Source organism: Chromobacterium sp. Panama (assembly GCF_003052555.1).
Taxonomy (GTDB): domain Bacteria; phylum Pseudomonadota; class Gammaproteobacteria; order Burkholderiales; family Chromobacteriaceae; genus Chromobacterium.
Genome location: NZ_QARX01000001.1, coordinates 497,557 through 517,275, shown reverse-complemented (window position 1 = coordinate 517,275; position 19,719 = coordinate 497,557). Strand labels below are relative to the sequence as shown.

Here is a 19,719-nt window from a genome sequence, read left to right as displayed (position 1 = left end):
TTTGACCACTACACTCAGATCGCTCTCAACACCGCCATCGGCGACGTTCTGGTCACCCGCCCCACGAGCGGCCAACCGGCCACCACCACCACCAGCGCGCCGCTGGCGACGCCGGCGGGCAACAGCCACGGATTGAACACCAAGGGCAGATTGAACAATTTGACCGAAGCCAAAGCGCCGATGCCCATGGCGCCCAAGGCCGCCAATAAACCGGAAAACGCGCCCAACCAGGCCAGCTCCGCCAGCACCACGCTGCGCACCTGCCGCCGCGACGCCCCCAGCGCCCGCATCAGGCCGACATCGAACAGCCTCTCGTCGCGAGTGGCCGCCAGCGACGCCCACAACACCAGCACGCCGGCGGCCAGGGCCAGGCCGAACATGGCTTCGATGCCGCGCGACAGCTTGTCCATCATCGCCCTCACCTCGCTCAGGATCGCCCCGACGTCGATCACGGTCAGATTGGGAAACTCGCCCACCAGGCGGTTGACGAAGTCCTCGTCCGCCGCCTCCAGCCGGAAGCTGGTGATCCAGCTGGCCGGCTGCTGGCTGAACTGGCCCGGCGTGCCGATCACGAAGAAATTGACGCGGAAGCTGTCCCACGGCACCTCCCGCAAACTGCTCACCTTGGCGCGGTAAGCGGTGCCGGCCAGATCGAAGACCAGCGTGTCCCCCAGCTTGATGCCCAAGGTGGCGGCCAGCTCGCGCTCCACCGAGAACTGCGGCGGAATCCGTTTCTGAGGCTGCCACCACTGGCCCGCCGTCAGCTTGTTGCCCGGCGGCAACTCGTCGCGCCAGGACAGGTTGAACTCCCGCTCGGCCAGCCGACGCGCGCGTTCGTCCTCGTAAGCCGACGGCCGCACCGGATGCTCGTTGATCGCGATCAGCCGCGCCCGCACCATGGGCGCCAGCTCCGGCGCCGCGCGTCCCTCCACCGCGAAGGCGTTGCGCACGCCGTCGAGCTGGTGGCGCTGGATATTGATGACGAATTTATTCGGCGCGTCCGCCGGCACGCTGCGCTGCCAGGCGCCGATCAGGTCGTCGCGCACAATGGTCAGCGTCAGCAAGGCCATCAGGCCCACCGACAAGGACACGATCTGGATCACCGCCAGCCAGTGGCGGCGCGCGATATTGGCGATGCCGAAGCGCCAGCCCACCCGGCGTCCGCGCGGCAGCCGCCGCATTAGATAGACCACGCCCAGCGCCAGCGCGCCCACGGCGGCGAAAAAGCCCAGCATGCCGGCCAGCAGCCAGCCGGCCACCGCCAGATCGCCCACCTGCCAGGCGGCCAGGCCCAGCAAGGCCACCAGGGCCAGCAAGGGCGCCAGCACGCCCTGGCGGGTCGGCGTCAATTCATCGCGCAGCACCGCGGCCGGCGGCACGTCGCGTATGCCCATCAAGGGCGGCAGAGCCAGGCCGGCCAGCAACACCAGCGAGGCCAGCGGCCCCACCAGCCAGGTCAGCCAGCCCGGGTCCGGCAGTATTTCGCCGACATAGCCGCTGGCCAAGCGCATCAAGGCCAGCTGCACGCCGAAGCCGCCGGCGGTGCCCAAGGCGCCGGCCAGCAGGCCCAGCAAGAGGAATAGGCTGACGAACAGCCCCCACACCTCGCCCGCCGTCAGGCCCAGGCAGCGCAGCACCGCCACCTGCTGCCAATGGCGCGCCAGATAGCGGCGGACCACCAGCGCCACCGCCGACGCCGCCAGCGCCACGGTCAACATCGCGGTCAGGCCCAGGAAACGCCGCGCGCGCTCCAGCGCGGTGCGCACTTCCGGCCTCGCCTCCTCGACGTTTTCCAGCCGCGCGTCCTTGGGCTTGGCCTTGTCCAGCCACTGGCGGAAGTCGGCGATGCCGCGGTCGTCGCCGGCGAACATCAGCCGCCAGCGCGCACGGCTGCCTTCCTGGATCAGGCCGGTGGCGGCCAGGTCGGCGCGGTTGAACATCAGCCGCGGCACGAAGTTGTACAAGTCCATCGCCCCGTCCGGCTCGCGGACGATTTCGCCGGCCAGCCGCAGTTGCGCGCCGCCGACGCCCAGGGTGTCGCCCAGTTTCAGCTTCAAGCGCCGCATCAGGCGGGCGTCGGCCCAGGCGGTGCCCGCGGCCGGCCGCAGGCTGCCGGTTTCCACGCGGCCGTCGGCCAGGCGCACGCTGACTTCGCCGCGCAAGGGGTAGTTGTCGCTGACCGATTTATACGTGGCCAAAGCCGCCTGGCCGCCGGAAAACACCATGGAGGGAAAGCTGATGTTGTCGGCCAGCCGCAGACCGCGCTTTTCCGCCTCGCGGCGGATGGGGTCCGGCGCCGGCTGATTGCCGTTGAGCACCAGGTCGGCGGCCAGCAACTGCGTGGCCTGGGTGGTCAGCGCGCGTTCCACGCGATCGGAGAAAAAGGCCACGCTGCTCATCGCCATCACCGCCACCACCAGGGCCAGGGCCAGGATGGTCAGTTCGCCGGACACCAGTTCGCGGCGGATGAAGCGCAACACCAGGGTCAAGCGGCCGGCCAGAGTCATGAGCGCGCCCCGTTGAGCTTGCCTTCCACCAGCCGGTAGATGGCGTCGCAGCGGCTGGCCAGCTCGGTGTCGTGGGTGACCAGCACCAGGGCGGTGCCCTGTTCGGCGTTGAGCTGGAACAGCAGATCGATGATCTGGCGGCCGCTGTGCGGGTCCAGATTGCCGGTGGGCTCGTCGGCGAACAAGAGGCCGGGATGAATGACGAAGGCGCGCGCCAAGGCCACCCGCTGCTGTTCGCCGCCGGACAGATGGCGCGGATAATGGCCCAGCCTATGGCTGAGGCCGACGCGGTCCAGCATCTGCCGCGCCGCTTCGCGCGCGTCGGCGCGGCCGGCCAGCTCCAGCGGCAGCATCACGTTTTCCAGCGCGGTCAGTTGCGGCATCAGCTGGAAATTCTGGAACACGAACCCCACCTTGTCTCTGCGCAGCAGCGCGCGCGCGTCTTCGCTCAAGCCGGACAGCGCCTGGCCGAACAAGGACACCTCGCCGCCGGACGGATGATCCAGCCCCGCCAACAGGGACAACAAGGTAGACTTGCCGGAGCCGGAAGCGCCGACAATGGCCACGCTCTCGCCCGGATACAGGGTCAGCGTGGCGCTGCGCAGGATATTCAGCGGCTCGCCGTGGAAATGCACCTGCTTGGCCAGCTCGCTGGCCGCCAACACCGCCTGGGTTTCAATTGGATTCATTTATGCGCTCGATACTAAGCAAAGTTCTACTTTCCGCCGGCCTGTGCCTGCTGATGCTGCCGGCGTCCGCCGCGACGATACTGGTCTTCGGCGACAGCCTGTCAGCCGGTTACGGCCTCTCTCCCGGCCAGGGCTGGGTCAGCCTGCTCGCCAAGGAGATGGGGGCGAAGCACCGCATCGTCAATGCCAGCATTTCCGGCGAAACCACCGCCGGCGGCCTGGCCCGCCTGCCGGACGCGCTGGCGCGCCATCGCCCGGACATCGTGGTGCTGGAATTGGGCGCCAACGACGGCCTGCGCGGCCTGCCGCTGGAGCAAATGCGCGGCAACCTGTCCAAGATGATCGCCTTGGCCAAACAAAGCAAGGCCAAGGTGGTGCTGGTGGGCATGGCCCTGCCCCCGAACTATGGCCCGCAATACGGCGCCGAGTTCCGCAAAGCCTACGCCGACCTGGCCAGGCGCGAGCGCCTGTCCTTCGTTCCGCTGCTGGTGGCCGGATTCGAGGCCGATCTATCCAAGTTCCAGCCGGATGGCTTGCACCCGGTCGCCGCCGCCCAGCCCGCGATGATGCGCACGGTCAAGGCCAAGCTGCCGCTGAGCTGAAAAGCCGCGGCGTCCCGGGCGGACGGATATTCATGGTGTTGACTTTCTTCGTTGCAACGCAGCAAGATAAGTCAAAAGCATAATCATATCCTGGATTCTTATGAGCCGCCCGCCCCCCTCCCCCTGGCTGAAACGCCTGCTGTCCCCCTATCGCGGCCTGCCCGCCACGGTCTACATCCAGGTGCTGTGCAGCCTGATCAACAATATCGGCGGCATTTCCAAACTATTCCTGCCGCTCTATCTGCGCGAGAGCTACCAGCTGGGCTATGCGCAGATCGGCCTGACCATGGCGGCCTACGGCGCCGGCGCGCTGCTCGGTTCCCTCAACGGCGGCTCGCTGTCCGACCGCTTCGACGGCCGCAAGCTGGCCACGCTGTTCCTGTCCGTTTCCGGCCTGTGCCTGCTGTTGCTGGCGCTGGCCATCCCGTTATGGCTGTTCGCGCCGGTCTTGCTGGTCTCCGGTTTCGCCGACGGCGCTTTCCGGCCGGTCAATCTGCGCCTGGCGCTGGAGCCCTGTCTGCCGCGGCAGCGCGCGGTGGCCCAGGGCATGTTGCGGGTGGCCTTCAACCTGGGTGTCGCCGGCGCCGGTTTGCTCAGCGGCTCGCTGGCCGCCATCGGCTATGGCTGGGTTTACGCCGCCAACGCCGCCGCCACGCTGAGCGCGGCGCTATGGCTGGCCTGGGCCTACCGCCGCGCCGGCGCGGCCCACGCAGAGCCGCCGCGGGCCGGCGAAGACGCCGACGGCCGCCAAGGCCCCTGGCGCGACGCGCCCTTTCTGCGCATGTTGCTGGGCATGGTGCTGATGACCGCGGTATTCGACCAGATCTATGTGACGCTGGGACTGTTCCTGCGCGAGCATTACCAGCTGGGGCCGCAATGGGTGGGTTATCTGTTCACGCTGAACGGCCTGATGGTGGTGGCGCTGCAGATCGCCATCAGCCGCCGCATTCTGGATTGGGGCCTGCTGGCCAGCACTCAAGCCGGGGTGCTGCTGACCGGTTTCGCCTTCCTGTGGCTGATCCTGGGCCAGGGTCCGCTGTGGGCGGTGCTGATGATGGCGACGCTGACGCTGGGCGAACTGCTGGTGTCGCCCTGCTACGCCATGCTGGTGATGCACCGCTCGGAAGGCCGGCTTCGCGGCCGCTATCTGGGGCTGTACAACGCGGTGTGGCAGGGCCGCACCCTGTTCGCCCCGGCGCTGGGCACCTGGCTGTACGGCGCCGTGGGCGGCATTGCGCTCTGGTGGCTGTGCGCCGCCGCCGTCTGTCTGTCGGCGCTGATCCAGCAGCCGGCGCTGCGCGCCATGCTCGCTAATGAGCCCGAGCCGGCGCCCCCAAACCCGTACAAGGCCTCGCAAGCCCACGCGAGACAAGGCGAAAACAGCTGAAGAAACGGCATGCACAGGCGGCGCGCAAGCCGGCCGGAGCGGCGCTCACGAAACGCGGCGGGCCTTGATCAGCGGCTCAGCCGGCCTGGCCCCGCTCCGGCTCCGCGTTCCACAGGCATACCCGGTTGCGGCCGGACGCCTTGGCGCGGTACAAGGCGGCGTCCGCCTGCAACAAGGCCTGCTGGCTGCCGTTCAGCGGCGGCTGGCCCGCCACGCCGATGGACACCGTCTGCGCATAGCCCTCCGGCAAACCGTCCAACTGGGCCTGCGCCAGGCGCAGCCTGACCGCCTCCATTCTTTCCGCCAAGCCCTCCGGCGCCAAGCCCGGCGCCAGCACCACGAACTCCTCGCCGCCATAGCGCGCCAGCGTCATCCAGGCCTCCAGACAGGAGGCGATGTGCTTGGCCGCCTGCTGCAGCACCTGGTCGCCCACCAAGTGGCCGAAACGGTCGTTCACCTGCTTGAACTCGTCCAGATCCAGCATCGCCAGGCTCCAGGGGCCCGCGTCGGACTGATCCAGCTCCGCCATGCGGCAGCGCAAGGCCCGCTGGTTCAAACAGCCGGTCAGCACGTCGGAGTCCGCCAGCAGATGCATCTGCTCCGCCGCCTGCTGCAGCATCTGCCTGCGCTGTTCCAGCAGTTCCCGCTTGGCCGCGCTTTCCGCGTACAGATCTTGCAGCCGGCGCAGCACCACCGCATTGCGCTCGCGCAGCCTCACGGTGTCGCGCAGCAGGGGGTTGAAGCTGGACAGGAACTCCCATTGCACCAGGATGAAGATCACCGCGCCCACCAGCAAGGCGCTGTACAGCAAGGTGCCCTCGCAATGGAAGCGGTAGAGCGGATACACCCAGTAGCCGACGAAGAAAGTCAGGTGCAGATCGCGGCACGGCGCCAGCAGCAGGCATACCGCGGCGAAGCCGCCGGCCAGCCACAGCACGACCACGATGCGGTAGGGCCCTTCCTCCTGCGGAAACATGAACCACATCATCATGCTCCACACCAAGGCGCTGAACAGCATCAGTTGCCGCAGCGCCTGGTAATGCCGGAACACCTGGTCCTGGGTATGCGCGTAACGGCGAAAACGGTAGACCAGGCGCGCGAACAGCAGCTGCATCAGCAGGAACATGCCCACCCAGCACAGGATGCGCCAGCCGGGCGCGTGCCCGTACATCAGCACGCCAAACAGGGGAATGGCGATGAAGGACTGCAGGATAGAGAGCTGAAGCATGGAGACGAACTGGCGCACCAGCTCCGCCTCCAGCTGCGGGTGCGCGGCCTGCCAGGGAAACGGCATCAGAATGCCCAGTCTTCGCCTCACGCCCCGGCCTCTCTCGCCAGGCAGACGCGGTCCCGCCCCTGCGCCTTGGCCTGGTACAAGGCCTTGTCCGCCTGTTGCAGCAAGCCCAGCGGGTCCACGCCCGGCCGCCAGGCGGCCACGCCGCAGGACAAGGTCACCGGCAAATCGCCGGTCCAGCGCCGCCAGTCCCAGCCGCCCACCTTGTCGCGCAGCGTCTCCATGCGCCGGCTCAATTCGGCGCCGCTGCAGGCCGGCGCCAGCAGCAGGAATTCCTCGCCGCCGTAACGGCCGAACAGCTCGCCGTCCGCCAGGGCCTGCTGCGCCAGCTCGCACAACTGCTGCAACACTTCGTCGCCGCGCGCATGGCCGCAGCTGTCGTTGATGCGCTTGAAATGGTCCAGGTCGATGATGGCGATGGCGAAAGGCGCGCCCTGGGTTTCCGAAAGCTCCAACAGGCGCTCCATTTCCCGCATCAGGGTTCGCATGTTCAGCACCCCGGTCAAGGGATCGCGCGAGGCCAGTTCGCTGATGCGCTCCACGGCGCCGTCCAGTTCTATGTTTTGCCGCTCCAGTATCGCGTTGTAGCTGTCCAGCTGCGTCTGTTCCAGCGTCAACTCGCGCATCAGGCTGGCGTTTTCGGCGCGCTGCCCCATGGATTCCAGCGCGAAGCGATGCAATAAGGCGGTGAACAGCGTCAGCGACAGGCAATAGATGATGCCGGAAGCGCCCACCCAGCGCAGCACCGCTTCCGGCGAGAGAAACATGCGCAGCAGCAGCAAGCCCCAGAGCGGGCCGACGAAGCCGTAAAACAGCTCCCGGCGCGCGGACAGCATCGCGCCTTGCACCGCGCTGACCGCGATGCCCCACAGCACCACGATCAGGCTGTAAGTCAGATCGTCGCCGGGCATTAGAATCCAGGCGGCCAGGCCCCAGCCCGCGCCCGCGGCGACGATCTGCGCCGAAAAACGCCTATGCAAGGCGGCGATCTGCCAGGCGTCGTGCTCGGGGCAGCGGCAGGCGCGCCACGTGGTGCCCCACAGGCTTAGCAGCAGCAGGCTGAAAAGCAATAGCCACAGCAAGGCGGCCACCAGCGGCGCCCGCCCCCATTCCAGACCGGTCAGCAGGGCCGCGCCCAATAAGGCGTGCGGCACGGACAGGTGGGTGGAGCGCATCGCATGCAGCATGGTGAAGCTGTCCAGCTGGCTGATCGGCAAAGACATGGCTTGGGCCTGTCCTATTTTGGAAACTTATTGTTAGTTATAGCGAGCAATGCGCCAAACCGGCCAAGGCCGCGCAAGAAAAAGCCCCGCGGGCCAAGGCGTGCGGGGCAGGGTCGGACGCAATCCGTTAAAGACGGATTACAGGTCCTTGGCGTTTTCGGCCAGGTAGGAAGCCACGCCTTCGGCGCTCGGCTTCATGCCTTTCTTGCCCTTGTTCCAACCGGCCGGGCACACTTCGCCGTGCTCTTCGGTGAATTGCAGCGCGTCAACCATGCGCAGCATTTCGTCGACGTTGCGGCCCAGCGGCAGGTTGTTCACCACTTGGTGCTGCACCACGCCGGAACGGTCGATCAGGAAGGAGCCGCGGAAAGCGACGCCGCCGTCGGCTTCAACGTCGAAGGCCTTGCACAGTTCGTGCTGGATGTCGCCCACCAGGGTGTAGCCAACTTGGCCGATGCCGCCTTTTTCCACCGGGGTGTTGCGCCATGCGGCGTGGGAGAACTGGCTGTCGATGGACACGCCGATCACTTCCACGTTCTTGGCTTTGAAGTCCGCCAGGCGGTGATCGAAAGCGATCAGCTCGGACGGGCACACGAAGGTGAAGTCCAGCGGGTAGAAGAACACTACCGCGTACTTGCCGGCGGTAGCTTGCTTGAAGGAGTAGTTGTCAACGATCTGACCATCGCCCAGCACGGCGGAGAAGGTTTTCGCGCCATCGAAGAAGGGGGCTTGTTTGCCAACGAGTACGGCCATTGCGGATCTCCTTAAAGGTCTTGGTATGACTGCGCTTCCCTGTTCGGGCATCGGGAAACGCGGCGGAATGCGAGGCTTTATAAAACAGGGCCGCCGACATCGGCAAATTGTAAATCCATATCGTTGCGATAAAGTTTTGCAATGTCGGCCCGGCAGGCGCTCGCTTACAAGTATGAGGCCGCTATTAGATTGGGCCAAAAGCGCAAGGTTCAAGCCGACGTCTCCGGCCGGCCCGGAATAAAAAACGGCCGCTGCATGGCAGCGGCCGTCGGCATCGCGTCAAACCGGCATCAAGCGGACGGCTCGGCCTTCTGACGCAGACGCAGGTTCAGTTCGCGCAGTTGCTTGTCGTCCACCGCGTTGGGCGCGTTGGTCAGCAGGCACTGGGCGCGCTGGGTTTTCGGGAAGGCGATCACGTCGCGGATGGACTCCGCGCCGCACATCAGCGTCACCAGGCGATCCAGGCCGAAGGCCAGGCCGCCGTGCGGCGGCGCGCCGAACTTCAGGTTGTCCAGCAGGAAGCCGAACTTGTTCTGCTGCTCTTCCGGGCTGATCTTCAGCGCGCCGAACACTTTTTCCTGGATCTCGGCGCGGTGGATACGGATGGAGCCGCCGCCGATTTCCCAGCCGTTCAGCACCATATCGTAGGCGCGCGCCAGGCAGGCACCCGGATTGGTGGCCATCAGGTCCTCGTGGCCCTGCTTGGGGCTGGTGAACGGATGGTGGCAGGCGGTCCAGCGGTCGTCGTCCTCGTCGTGCTCGAACATCGGGAAGTCCACCACCCACAGCGGGCGCCATTCCTTGACGAAGTAGCCGTTGGCCAGGCCGTGTTCGTGGCCGATCTTGATGCGCAGCGCGCCGATGGCCTCGTTCACCACCTTGGCCTTGTCCGCGCCGAAGAAGATGATGTCGCCGTTTTGCGCGCCGGTGCGCTCGATGATGGCTTTCAGGCCGTCAGCGGACAGGAACTTGACGATGGGCGACTGCAGGCCTTCTTCGGTGGGCTTGCTGGCGTCGTTGACCTTGATGTAGGCCAGACCCTTGGCGCCGTAGATGCCGACGAACTGGGTGTAGTCGTCGATTTCCTTGCGGCTGAGGCCGGAACCGCCCGGCACGCGCAGGGCCACCACGCGGCCGCCCGCCATGTCGGCCGCGCCGCGGAACACCTTGAACTCTTCCGACTTCATCACATCGGTCAGTTCGGTGAATTTCAGGTCCACGCGCATGTCCGGCTTGTCGGAGCCGTAGAAGAACATCGCGTCGGCGTAAGTCATGCGCGGGAACTGCGGCAGCTCCACGCCCAGCACGTCGCGGAAGATCTCCTTGGTCATGCCCTCGGTGATGTCCATGATCTGGTCCTCGTTCAGGAACGAGGTCTCGATATCGATCTGGGTGAATTCAGGCTGACGGTCGGCGCGCAGGTCTTCGTCGCGGAAGCACTTGGTGATCTGGTAGTAGCGGTCGAAGCCGGCCACCATCAGCAATTGCTTGAACAGCTGCGGCGATTGCGGCAGCGCGAAGAATTCGCCCGGGTGCACGCGGGACGGCACCAGGTAGTCGCGCGCGCCTTCCGGCGTGGAGCGGGTCAGCATCGGGGTTTCGATGTCGATGAAGCCCTGCTTGTCCAGATGGTTGCGCACGCCCATCGCCACCTTGTAGCGCAGACGCAGGTTTTTCTGCATCGCCGGACGGCGCAGATCGATCACGCGGTTGGTCAGGCGCACGTTCTCGGACAGGTTCTCGTCGTCGATCTGGAACGGCGGCGTGGCGGCGGCGTTGAGGATCTCGATGTCCTTGGCCAGGATTTCGATCTCGCCGGAAATCATCTTGCTGTTGGCGGTGCCGGCCGGACGCTCGCGCACGATGCCGGTGATGGACAGCACGTATTCGCCGCGGCTGCTGTCGGCCAGCTGGAACGCTTCCGGGGTGTCCGGATCGATCACCACCTGCACCAGGCCTTCGCGGTCGCGCAGGTCGATGAAGATCACGCCGCCATGGTCGCGGCGGCGGTGAGCCCAGCCCTTCACGGTAACGGTCTGGCCGAGGTATTTCTTGTCAATAAGTCCGCAATAGTCGGTACGCATTTGGGTAAACCCTTTTATTCAAATTCGGTGAGGCTTCCCCGCCCGGGGGAAAGAAAGGCGTTAAGGGCTAGACAGGGTGTCGGTCTAGCCCTGCCGATTATGTTCGTCGTTCAGACGCGGACGCTGGGCGGCCGGCGGCGGGTTCGGCGCCACCATGCCCATGGAGATCGCGTATTTCAACGCTTCGTCCACGCTCATGTTCAAGGCGCGGGTGTCCTTCTTGGCCACCATCACGAAATAACCCGAGGTCGGGTTGGGGATGGTGGGCACGTAGACCCCGATGAACTCGTCGTCGGACAGCGATTCGGACACGACTTCAGGCAGCGGGCCGGTTTGAAACGCCACCGTCCACATGCCGGAATGAGGGAACTGCACCAGCAGCGCCTTTTTGAAGGCCTGGCCGGAGTCGGACAACAGCGTGTCGCTGACTTGCTTGACGCTGTTGTAAATGCTTTTCACCACCGGGATGCGGGACAGCAGCGCGTCCCACATGTCCAGCACGCGCTGACCCAGCACATTGGCGGCCAGCATGCCGGTGCCCAACAGAATCAGCACCGACAGCACCACGCCCAGGCCCGGCAGATGGAAGCCGAGCAAGGCCTCCGGCTGCCATTCCTGCGGCAACAGGTTCAGCGTCTGGTCCAGCGAAGTGACGATCAGGTTCAACACCCACAGCGTCACGGCCAAGGGCAGCCACACCAGCAAGCCGGTGACGAGATAGCCCTTAAGCGTCATTTTGATTTGCGGCGTCATCGAGGTTTACGCGCACCCACAGCCGGTGCCGCAACTATGACCGCCGCCGCTGTCCGAAGACGCGGAGGAGGAAGAGCCGGACGCGGACGCGCCGCCCTTGAAGTCCGTGGCGTACCAGCCGGAACCCTTCAGCTGGAAGCCGGCCGCGGACAGCTGCTTGCGGTACTCCGCGCTGCCGCAGGCCGGGCATTGCGCGACAGGCTCGTCGCTGAGTTTTTGCAGATGCTCTTTGGCGACGCCGCAGGCGCCGCAACGGTATTCGTAGATTGGCATAGCTTTGCTTCCCCACCAGTAATCATGATGGCATAATAAACCGAACTCATGCTGCACTGCACTATCCGAGCGTGAACTTACGCTCGGCATGCCTAGTCGGACAGATGCGGACGAACGCCCCCAAGATCAAGCCTTCGTTCCCGCCAAATCGTCGATTATATCCGACTGAATCGTCAATACAAAAATCCCTTTGCTTCATTAGCCCGCAATACTGCCCTGCAACCCTACAAATCCCGGAGGTCACATGGTTTACCAAGAGGGTCAGATGGAAAGCATTCGCAACATTCTTGCCGGCAAGAAAGGCCTGATCGTAGGCATCGCCAACGAGAACAGCATCGCCTACGGCTGCGCCAGCGTGCTGCGCGACCTGGGCGCGGAGTTCGCCGTCACCTACCTGAACCAGAAAGCGGAAAAATACGTGCGCCCGCTGGCCGACCAGCTGGGTTCGCCGCTGGTGCTGCCGCTGGACGTGGAGCAGCCGGGGCAGATGGAAGCGGTGTTCGAGGCCATTCGTCAGCAATGGGGCAAACTGGATTTCGTCATTCACTCCATCGCCTATTGTCCGATGGACGATCTGCACGGCCGCGTCACCGACTGCTCGCTGGAAGGCTTCCAGCAGGCGATGCGCGTGTCCTGCTACTCCTTCATCGAAATGGCGCGTCTGGCCGAACCCTTGATGAGCCAGGGCGGCAGCCTGATCACCATGAGTTATTACGGCGCCGACAAGGTGGTGGAGAACTACAACATCATGGGTCCGGTCAAGGCGGCGCTGGAAAGCGTGTCGCGCTACCTGGCCAGCGAGCTGGGCGCCAAGAATATCCGCGTGCACGCGGTGTCCCCCGGCCCCTTGCGCACCCGCGCCGCCTCCGGCATCGCCCACTTCGACCAGTTGATCGAGGACGCCATCGCCCGCGCGCCGCAAAACCGCCTGGTGGAAATCGAGGACGTGGGCACCACCTGCGCCTTCCTGATCTCCGAAGCCGCCCGCGGCCTGACCGGCCAGACCATCTATGTCGATGGCGGCCATCACATCAAGGCCTGAGGGAACACGCCATGACACGCGACGAACACGCTTTTTCCGACATCCTGCAACAGGCCGTCGGCCTGGGGCCGCTGCCGATGGCGGTGACCCACCCCTGCAGCCGCGAGGCGCTGTTGGGCGCGGTGGAAGCCGCCGACCACGGCATCGCCACCCCCATCCTGGTGGCCCCCGCCGCCAGGCTGGCCAAGCTGGCCGACGAACTGGAAGTGGACCTGAGCCGCTTCGAGCTGGTCGACGTGCCGCACAGCCACGCCGCCGCCGAACAGGCGGTGAGCCTGGTCCGCGACGGCTACGCCGACATCCTGATGAAGGGCAGCCTGCACACCGACGAATTCATGGGCGAAGCGCTGGCGCGCGGCACCGGCATCCGTACCGACCGCCGCATCAGCCACGTCTGGATCATGAAGGTGGAGACCTATCCGCGCTATCTCTTCATCACCGACGCCGCGATCAATATCGAACCGGACCTGCTGACCAAGCGCGACATCTGTCAGAACGCCATCGATCTGACCCAGGCGCTGGGCATTTCCCAGCCCAAGGTGGCCATCCTGGCCGCGGTGGAAACCATCAATCCGGCGATGCGCTCCACGCTGGACGCCGCCGCGCTGTGCAAGATGGCGGACCGCGGCCAGATCACCGGCGCCATCCTCGACGGCCCGCTGGCTTTCGACAACGCCATCTCGCGCGAAGCCGCCGACAGCAAGGGCATCGTCTCGCCGGTGGCCGGCGATCCCGACATCCTGCTGGTGCCGGATCTTGAGGCCGGCAATATGCTGGGCAAGCAGCTGACCTATCTGGCCGCCGCGGCCTCCGCCGGCATCGTGATGGGGGCGCGCGCGCCCATCGTGCTGACCAGCCGCGCCGACGACGCCAACGGCCGCCTCGCCTCCGCCGCCGTGGCCAATTTGCTGGCGCACAAACGCCGGCAAAGCGGACAGCGGACATGAGCCGGGTGCTGCTCGCCGTCAACGCCGGCTCCTCCACGCTGAAATTCCGCGCCTTCGCGCCGGACGGCCGCCAATTGCTGGCGCGCGGCATGGTGGACCGCTTCGGCCAGGCCAAGCCGGAGCTGCAATTGCTGGACGGCAAGGGCCAGACGCTGAGCCGCCACACGCTGGACGACGGCAGCCGCGGCAGCGCCATCGCCGCGGTGATCAACAGCCTGGCCGATCAGCAGCTGGAACCGCTGGCCGTGGTGCACCGCGTGGTGCACGGCGGCGGCCGTTTCACCGCCGCCATGCGGCTGGACGCCGACATCCGCGCCCAGCTGGAGGACTACGTGGCGCTGGCGCCGCTGCATCAGCCGGTCAGCCTGTCGGTGATCGCCGCCTTCGAGGAATACGACGCCCGTTTGCCGCAGTTCGCCTGCTTCGACACCGCCTTCCACGCTCAACAGCCGGAAGTGGCCACCCGCTTCGGCATCGCCCGCCATTGGCATGACGAGGGCGTCCGCCGCTACGGCTTCCACGGCCTGTCCTACGCCGCCATTGCCAGGCGGCTGCCGGAACTGGGCCTGGAGCGCGCCAAGGTGGTGGTCTGCCACCTGGGCAGCGGCGCCAGCGCCTGCGCGCTGGACGCCGGCCGCAGCATGGCGTCCAGCATGGGTTTCTCCGCGGTGGACGGCTTGATGATGGGCAGCCGCCCCGGCTATATCGACCCGGAAGTCATTCTCTACTGGCAGGAACAGGCCGGCATGAGCGTGGCCGAGGTGAGGCGCGAGCTGTACAAGAACTCCGGCCTGCTCGGCGTCTCCGGCCTGTCCTCAGACATGCGCGAACTGCTGGCCAGCGATTTGCCAGCGGCGCGCGAGGCCATCGAGCTGTTCTGTTACCGGGTGGCGCGGGAAGTGGCCAGCCTGGCGGCGGCGATGAAGGGGCTGGACGCGGTGGTGTTCACCGCCGGCGTGGGCGAGCACTCGCCGGAAGTGCGCGGCCGGGTGCTGCAACAGCTGGCCTGGCTGGGCTTTGAAGCCGACCAGGCCGCCAATCTGGCCCAGGCGCGGCGGCTGACCACCGCCGCCAGCCCGCGCGCGGCCTATGTGCTGCCTACCGACGAGGAAGGCGAAATGGCGCGCCAGGCGGCCGCGCTGCTGCAATAAGCGCAGGGCCCGCCCATGGGCGGGCCTGCTACCTGTTCACAATCTTTTCAACAGCCGCGCAGCGAACTCCAAAGCTGGCGAGACTCACTCCAGCCAGTCGCTCATCGTCAGCCCCACGCCCAGCGCGCGGGTGCGCACGTTGTAATCGATCAGGCTTTCGCCGTAACCGTCGAAAGCCTGCACATAACCGCGCAGCTTGCCCTTAACCGGGAAACTCCAGTCCAGTTGCAGTCCATGTTTGCCGCTGTCGAAATTGGGCCGCCACATGGCGCTGAAAGTCTGGCCGCGGTACTGGTAGATCGCCTGCAGATCCCCGTGCCCCATGTATTTGACGATGTCGGGATTGTCGTCCTTGTCGCCGGATTCCGGCAGCCTGGCCCACCAGCGGCCTTGCAGCGTGAACGGACCGTTGTCCAGCGCCGCCATCGCGTACACCCGGTTCCAGCTGCGCGACAAGGGATTGGCGCGGCCGTTGGATTGATGCAACAAACCCAGGCCGCCCATGCGCAGCCGGGTGTCGCCCCAGGCCCAGGCGGACGGCAAGGGGAAGGTAAGAATCAGTTCCGGCTCGTAGTCGGTGCCGCGGAACGGCGCGGAATGCGCCTGGTTGTAGATTTGCCAATGCGATTGCTGGGTGTAGGCGAACCACAGGTTCAGCGGGGTATCGAAAATGTCTTCCCACACCTTGGTCTTGAACGACAGCTGGAATTTGGCCTCGGTCTTGTCCAGTTCCCCGCCCGGCGTCTGGCTGGGCGGCCGGGTCGGCGACTGCGGCTCGTTATTGGGCTTGGCCATCTGCCAGACCGGCAGATAGTAATTGGGGCTGTATAAGCGAAACCCGAAGGTGTCGCCGCGCGAGCGCCCGTCCAGATCCCAGGCTTCGGCCAGCCGGCTGGGAGCCGGCGCGGCATCCGGCTCTACGCCGGCGGCCGGAAGCGGGCGCTCCGGAGGCGCGGCGGCCGCGGAAGACGGCGCTGCGGCGGGCACAGCGGCCGCCAGCCCGTCGTAGCAGGCCAGGCGCAGCCTGGCGTCCGCCAGGCGGCCGCAATCGGCCAGTTGCTGCGGCAGTTCCGCCGCCAGGGTCTGCGCCGCGCACAAAGCCAGCGCCCAAGCCGTCCATCCCGACATAGCCATGCCTCCAGCGAGGGAAATCGATGCGCCAGACACACAAAAGGCTCCGCGATGCGGAGCCTTTGCGTATTCTTCAGCGCTGGGCTGTGATCAGGCCATGGCCTTGATCTGAGCCGACAGACGGCTCTTGTGACGAGCGGCCTTGTTCTTGTGGAACACGCCCTTGTCAGCAATGCGGTCAATCACTTTTTCGGAAGTCTGGAACACTACCTTGGCAGCGGCTTTATCGCCTGCTTCAACTGCCTTGAGCACTTTCTTAACTGCGGTACGGAACGCAGTACGCAGGCTGGCGTTGTGCGCGCGCTGCTTAAGGGCTGTGCGTGCACGCTTGCGAGCTTGTGCGCTGTTAGCCATGAATCTTTCTCCTGATGAGCGGAATCTGAAACCCGCGATTCTAAGCCCTAAACTCAGGTTTTGCAACAATAAACCTGGCGGCGTACACTAGCGGGCTTGCTCAACGCTAGATAAACCACCCGCAACATGAATCTGCTCAAGGCTCTGGCTGCTGTCAGCAGCATGACCATGGTGTCCCGCATCCTGGGTCTGGTCCGCGATACCATCATCGCCCGCGTTTTCGGGGCCGGCATGGCCGCCGACGCCTTCAACGCCGCCTTCAAGATTCCCAATATGCTGCGCCGCCTGTTCGCCGAAGGCGCGTTTTCGCAGGCTTTCGTGCCCATTCTCGGCGAATACAAGAACCAGCGCAGCGAAGAGGAAACCCGGGAATTCATCGCCAAAATCACCGGCGTGCTGGGCTCGGTGCTGCTGCTGGTTACCGCCGTGGGCATGCTGGCCGCGCCGCTGATCATGTGGATTTCCGCGCCCGGCTTTTACCGCGAGCCGGCCAAGGCCGCCTTGTTCGCCGACATCCTGCGCGTGTCCTTTCCTTATATCTTCTTCATTTCGCTGTCCTCCATGACCGGCAGCGTGCTCAACAGCTGGGGCAAGTTCTCGATTCCGGCTTTCACGCCCACCTTCCTCAACCTGAGCTTCATCGTGTTCGCGCTGTTCTTCAGCAGCCGCTTCGATCCGCCCATCATGGCGCTGGCCTGGTCGGTCTTCGTAGGCGGCCTGGTGCAACTGGTGTGGCAGCTGCCCTTCCTGAAGCAGATAGGCATGCTGGCGCGCCCTGTGTTCGCCTTCCGCGACCCGGCGGTCTGGCGCGTGATCCGGCAAATGGGACCGGCCATCTTCGGCGTGTCGGTGGCGCAGATCTCCTTGCTGATCAACTCCACCTTCGCCTCCTTCCTGCCCACCGGCAGCGTGTCCTGGATGTATTACGCCGACCGGCTGATGGAGTTCCCCTCCGGCGTGCTGGGCGTGGCGCTGGGCACCATCCTGCTGCCCTCGCTGTCCAAACACGCCGCCACCCGCTCCGACAGGGAGTTCAGCGTGCTCTTGGACTGGGGCATCCGCCTGTCCCTGCTGCTGGCGGTGCCGGCCACGGTGGGCCTGGGCCTGTTGTCCGGCCCGCTGCTGGCCACCCTGTTCACCTACGGCAAATTCACCGCCCACGACGCGCTGATGTCGCAACAGGCGGTGATCGCCTACTCCTTCGGCCTGCTCGGCCTGATCCTGGTCAAGGTGCTGGCGCCCGGCTTCTACGCGCGCCAGGACATCAAGACCCCGGTGCGCATCGCGCTGATCACCCTGTTCCTGACCCAGCTGATGAACCTGGCCTTCGTGTTTCCGCTCAAGCACGCCGGCCTGGCGCTGTCCATCGGCCTCGCCTCCTGCCTCAACGCCGGCCTGCTGCTGCGCGCGCTGCTCAAGCGCGGCATCTACCAGCCCTCGGCCGGCTGGGGCGGCTTCCTCAGCAAGATGGCCGTGGCCATCGCGGCCATGGCCGCCGCGCTGCTGGCGCTGCAATGGCTGCTGCCCGTCCACTGGCACGGCCCGGCCTGGCAACGCGTGGCCTGGCTGAGCCTGCTGGTGTCGACCGGCGCGGCCGTCTATTTCGCCGCGCTGTTCGCGCTCGGCTTCCGCCCGCGCGACTTCATGCGCCGCGAGCGCTGAGATGCCGGCCGGCCCGCGCGCTCCTCTTCTGACGCCGGCCGACCGTCAGACCGCCGGCGTGCTGCTGGTCAGCTGCCTGTGCCTGACCTTGCTGTACTACCCCGCCAACCGTTACTGGATGATGGACTGGCTGCTGCAATGGTGGCCGGCGCTGGGCTTGTCCTTCCGCCAGCAGGTGGTGCACAACCCGGACACCGATCTCTACCGCGCCGCCTACTGGGCGCTGGCCAGCATCGCCAGCTACTGCCTGCTGCCGCTGCTGGCCATCCGGCTGCTGGATCGCCGCCCGCTGGCCGACTTCGGCCTGGCCTGGCCGGACCGCGCCACGCTAAAGACGGACCTGAAGCTGTTCCCGCTGTTCTACGCCCTGATGCTGCCCCTGGTGTGGTGGGCGTCCGGCCAGCCGGGTTTTTTGAAGATCTACCCCTTCTTCCGGCTCAGTCCCGGCGAGAGCTTATGGCCGCACTGGCTGCTGTGGGAGCTCTTGTATTTCGCCCAGTTCGCCGCGCTGGAATTCTTCTTCCGCGGCTATATGGTGCACGGCCTCAAACCGCGGCTGGGCGTCAGCGCCGTCTTCGTGATGGTGCTGCCCTACTGCATGATCCATTTTGAGAAACCGCTGCTGGAGAGCCTGGCCGCCATCGTAGCCGGCGTCGCGCTGGGCGCGCTCAGCTACCGCTACCGTTCCATCTGGCTGGGCATCGCGCTGCATTGCAGCGTGGCGCTGACCATGGATTTGATGGCGCTGTGGCGCAAGGGCCTGCTTTAAAAAGCGGCTCACGATCTGCCGCCTCTTTGAAAATCGATATAATTCAAGCCATGAACACTCAAGCCATGTCCCCGGAGCAATCCCCTCTGGGCAAAACCGTCAGCTACCAGGATCATTACGATCCCCATCTGCTGTTTCCGATCCCGCGCCAGGCCAAGCGCGACGAAATCGGCGTGGACGCCGCCGCGCTGCCCTTTGCCGGCGTGGACATCTGGACCGGTTTCGAACTGTCCTGGCTCAACGCCCGCGGCAAGCCTCAGGTGGGCATTGCCGCCTTCCGCATCCCGGCCGACAGCCCGAACCTGATCGAATCCAAATCCTTCAAGCTCTATCTGAACAGCTATAACCAGACCCGGATGGCCGGCCTGGACGCGCTGCGCCGCCAGCTGGCCGCGGACCTGTCCGCCGCCGCCGGCAAGCCGATAGGCGTCGACATCATGCTGCCGCAGCAGTTCGGCGGCGAAACCGTGGCCGAACTGGCCGGCGACTGCATCGACGATCTGGACATCGAAGTGGACAACTACGCGCCCTGCCCGCAGATTCTGCGCGCCGACGCCGGCGACATTGTCAGCGAGACCCTGTGCAGCCATCTGCTGAAATCCAACTGCCTGGTCACCGGCCAGCCGGACTGGGGCAGCGTGCAGATCCGCTACACCGGCCCGCGGCTGGACCGCGAGGCGCTGCTACGCTACCTGATAGGCTTCCGCCAGCACAATGAATTCCACGAGCAATGCGTGGAGCACATCTTCACCGATCTGCTCCGCGCCTGCGCGCCGAGCCGCCTCACCGTCTACGCGCGCTACACCCGCCGCGGCGGACTGGACATCAATCCCTTCCGCAGCAATTGCGGCGAGATGCCGGTGGGCAACACCCGTACCGCGCGGCAATAAGACCCTTTCTAAGCGGGAAAAGCAAAAAGGCCGGCGAATGCCGGCCTTTTTGTCGTTCTGGAAACGATGATCCATGGATCTTAGAACCTGTTTACGATCTCGCGAGCTAGGGCGAGACAAGGCGAAAACGGTTGAAGAAGCGGAATGTACAGGTGGTACATGAGCATTCTGAAAGCGTTTTTAACGCCCTTGTCTAACTATTCCGCCG

At 65.6% G+C, this 19,719-nt stretch carries 18 protein-coding genes; 8 read left to right on the top strand and 10 right to left on the bottom strand.

Going from position 1 to position 19,719, the window contains the following annotated elements:
• Positions 1-14: 14 nt before the first annotated feature.
• Both DB032_RS02410 and DB032_RS02405 read right to left on the bottom strand, forming a co-directional pair.
• Entirely contained in the window at positions 15-2,507 is a 2,493-nt protein-coding gene (locus DB032_RS02410; RefSeq protein WP_107798107.1) for an ABC transporter permease, read from the bottom strand.
• On the bottom strand, positions 2,504-3,196 hold the full coding sequence (locus DB032_RS02405; protein WP_048414370.1) for an ABC transporter ATP-binding protein: 693 nt from the start codon (positions 3,194-3,196) through the stop codon (positions 2,504-2,506). The genes DB032_RS02410 and DB032_RS02405 overlap by 4 nt, the downstream gene beginning before the upstream one ends.
• A gap of 2 nt (positions 3,197-3,198) precedes the next feature.
• Here DB032_RS02405 and DB032_RS02400 point away from each other — a divergent pair, with 2 nt between their 5' ends.
• On the top strand, positions 3,199-3,798 hold the full coding sequence (locus DB032_RS02400; protein ID WP_107798106.1) for an arylesterase: 600 nt from the start codon (positions 3,199-3,201) through the stop codon (positions 3,796-3,798).
• A gap of 100 nt (positions 3,799-3,898) precedes the next feature.
• Positions 3,899-5,185 (top strand): MFS transporter, encoded by a 1,287-nt coding sequence (locus tag DB032_RS02395; protein ID WP_107798105.1) that lies wholly within the window; start codon positions 3,899-3,901, stop codon positions 5,183-5,185.
• A 76-nt stretch (positions 5,186-5,261) separates the two neighbouring features.
• Here DB032_RS02395 and DB032_RS02390 read toward each other — a convergent pair whose 3' ends face one another.
• The 6 genes from DB032_RS02390 to DB032_RS02365 form a co-directional block, all read right to left on the bottom strand.
• Positions 5,262-6,503, bottom strand: coding sequence for a GGDEF domain-containing protein (locus DB032_RS02390; protein WP_146176562.1), 1,242 nt, complete (start codon positions 6,501-6,503; stop codon positions 5,262-5,264).
• Entirely contained in the window at positions 6,500-7,702 is a 1,203-nt protein-coding gene (locus tag DB032_RS02385) for a GGDEF domain-containing protein (protein WP_107798103.1), read from the bottom strand. Before DB032_RS02385 ends, DB032_RS02390 begins: the two co-directional genes overlap by 4 nt.
• A 138-nt stretch (positions 7,703-7,840) precedes the next feature.
• Positions 7,841-8,455, bottom strand: coding sequence for a peroxiredoxin (locus DB032_RS02380; protein WP_107798102.1), 615 nt, complete (start codon positions 8,453-8,455; stop codon positions 7,841-7,843).
• Positions 8,456-8,745: 290 nt separating this feature from the next.
• Complete coding sequence (gene aspS, locus DB032_RS02375) at positions 8,746-10,539, bottom strand: aspartate--tRNA ligase (RefSeq protein WP_107798101.1); 1,794 nt, start codon at positions 10,537-10,539, stop codon at positions 8,746-8,748.
• Between the two features lie 84 nt (positions 10,540-10,623).
• The gene (locus DB032_RS02370) at positions 10,624-11,292 is read right to left on the bottom strand and encodes a DUF502 domain-containing protein (protein WP_081550658.1); all 669 of its coding nucleotides are present in this window, start codon (positions 11,290-11,292) and stop codon (positions 10,624-10,626) included.
• A gap of 6 nt (positions 11,293-11,298) precedes the next feature.
• Complete coding sequence (locus tag DB032_RS02365) at positions 11,299-11,565, bottom strand: FmdB family zinc ribbon protein (RefSeq protein WP_107798100.1); 267 nt, start codon at positions 11,563-11,565, stop codon at positions 11,299-11,301.
• Positions 11,566-11,830: 265 nt separating this feature from the next.
• Between DB032_RS02365 and fabI the strand changes: the two genes are divergently transcribed.
• From fabI to DB032_RS02350, 3 genes are read left to right on the top strand one after another with little or no spacing between them, the layout of a single operon-like run.
• Positions 11,831-12,607 carry an enoyl-ACP reductase FabI gene (gene fabI / locus DB032_RS02360; RefSeq protein WP_107801628.1) on the top strand — a complete coding sequence of 259 codons (777 nt, stop codon included), beginning with the start codon at positions 11,831-11,833 and terminating at the stop codon, positions 12,605-12,607.
• An 11-nt stretch (positions 12,608-12,618) separates the two neighbouring features.
• On the top strand, positions 12,619-13,554 hold the full coding sequence (locus DB032_RS02355) for a phosphate acetyltransferase (protein ID WP_107798099.1): 936 nt from the start codon (positions 12,619-12,621) through the stop codon (positions 13,552-13,554).
• Positions 13,551-14,705, top strand: a complete 1,155-nt coding sequence (locus DB032_RS02350; protein WP_107798098.1) for an acetate/propionate family kinase — start codon at positions 13,551-13,553, stop codon at positions 14,703-14,705. The genes DB032_RS02355 and DB032_RS02350 overlap by 4 nt, the downstream gene beginning before the upstream one ends.
• Before the next feature lie 84 nt (positions 14,706-14,789).
• Here DB032_RS02350 and DB032_RS02345 read toward each other — a convergent pair whose 3' ends face one another.
• Both DB032_RS02345 and rpsT read right to left on the bottom strand, forming a co-directional pair.
• Positions 14,790-15,833, bottom strand: coding sequence for a phospholipase A (locus DB032_RS02345; RefSeq protein WP_158274222.1), 1,044 nt, complete (start codon positions 15,831-15,833; stop codon positions 14,790-14,792).
• A 93-nt stretch (positions 15,834-15,926) separates the two neighbouring features.
• Positions 15,927-16,190, bottom strand: a complete 264-nt coding sequence (gene rpsT, locus DB032_RS02340; RefSeq protein WP_048409254.1) for a 30S ribosomal protein S20 — start codon at positions 16,188-16,190, stop codon at positions 15,927-15,929.
• A gap of 126 nt (positions 16,191-16,316) precedes the next feature.
• Here rpsT and murJ point away from each other — a divergent pair, with 126 nt between their 5' ends.
• The 3 genes from murJ to queF are packed head-to-tail and all read left to right on the top strand — an operon-like array spanning position 16,317 to position 19,511.
• On the top strand, positions 16,317-17,852 hold the full coding sequence (gene murJ, locus DB032_RS02335) for a murein biosynthesis integral membrane protein MurJ (protein ID WP_107798096.1): 1,536 nt from the start codon (positions 16,317-16,319) through the stop codon (positions 17,850-17,852).
• Between the two features lies 1 nt (position 17,853).
• A complete protein-coding gene (locus DB032_RS02330; RefSeq protein WP_053077365.1) occupies positions 17,854-18,621 on the top strand; it encodes a CPBP family intramembrane glutamic endopeptidase in 768 nt (255 codons plus the stop codon).
• A 50-nt stretch (positions 18,622-18,671) separates the two neighbouring features.
• Positions 18,672-19,511, top strand: a complete 840-nt coding sequence (gene queF / locus DB032_RS02325; RefSeq protein WP_107798095.1) for an NADPH-dependent 7-cyano-7-deazaguanine reductase QueF — start codon at positions 18,672-18,674, stop codon at positions 19,509-19,511.
• Positions 19,512-19,719: the final 208 nt, after the last annotated feature.

Bases quoted from the DNA above. Each gene is read 5' to 3' on its own strand.
- DB032_RS02410 (WP_107798107.1), bottom strand. From the start codon at position 2,507: ATGACTCTGGCCGGCCGCTTGACCCTGGTGTTGCGCTTCATCCGCCGC.
- DB032_RS02405 (WP_048414370.1), bottom strand. From the start codon at position 3,196: ATGAATCCAATTGAAACCCAGGCGGTGTTGGCGGCCAGCGAGCTGGCC.
- DB032_RS02400 (WP_107798106.1), top strand. From the start codon at position 3,199: ATGCGCTCGATACTAAGCAAAGTTCTACTTTCCGCCGGCCTGTGCCTG.
- DB032_RS02395 (WP_107798105.1), top strand. From the start codon at position 3,899: ATGAGCCGCCCGCCCCCCTCCCCCTGGCTGAAACGCCTGCTGTCCCCC.
- DB032_RS02385 (WP_107798103.1), bottom strand. From the start codon at position 7,702: ATGTCTTTGCCGATCAGCCAGCTGGACAGCTTCACCATGCTGCATGCG.
- DB032_RS02380 (WP_107798102.1), bottom strand. From the start codon at position 8,455: ATGGCCGTACTCGTTGGCAAACAAGCCCCCTTCTTCGATGGCGCGAAA.
- aspS (WP_107798101.1), bottom strand. From the start codon at position 10,539: ATGCGTACCGACTATTGCGGACTTATTGACAAGAAATACCTCGGCCAG.
- DB032_RS02370 (WP_081550658.1), bottom strand. From the start codon at position 11,292: ATGACGCCGCAAATCAAAATGACGCTTAAGGGCTATCTCGTCACCGGC.
- DB032_RS02365 (WP_107798100.1), bottom strand. From the start codon at position 11,565: ATGCCAATCTACGAATACCGTTGCGGCGCCTGCGGCGTCGCCAAAGAG.
- fabI (WP_107801628.1), top strand. From the start codon at position 11,831: ATGGAAAGCATTCGCAACATTCTTGCCGGCAAGAAAGGCCTGATCGTA.
- DB032_RS02355 (WP_107798099.1), top strand. From the start codon at position 12,619: ATGACACGCGACGAACACGCTTTTTCCGACATCCTGCAACAGGCCGTC.
- DB032_RS02350 (WP_107798098.1), top strand. From the start codon at position 13,551: ATGAGCCGGGTGCTGCTCGCCGTCAACGCCGGCTCCTCCACGCTGAAA.
- DB032_RS02345 (WP_158274222.1), bottom strand. From the start codon at position 15,833: ATGTCGGGATGGACGGCTTGGGCGCTGGCTTTGTGCGCGGCGCAGACC.
- rpsT (WP_048409254.1), bottom strand. From the start codon at position 16,190: ATGGCTAACAGCGCACAAGCTCGCAAGCGTGCACGCACAGCCCTTAAG.
- murJ (WP_107798096.1), top strand. From the start codon at position 16,317: ATGAATCTGCTCAAGGCTCTGGCTGCTGTCAGCAGCATGACCATGGTG.
- DB032_RS02330 (WP_053077365.1), top strand. From the start codon at position 17,854: ATGCCGGCCGGCCCGCGCGCTCCTCTTCTGACGCCGGCCGACCGTCAG.
- queF (WP_107798095.1), top strand. From the start codon at position 18,672: ATGAACACTCAAGCCATGTCCCCGGAGCAATCCCCTCTGGGCAAAACC.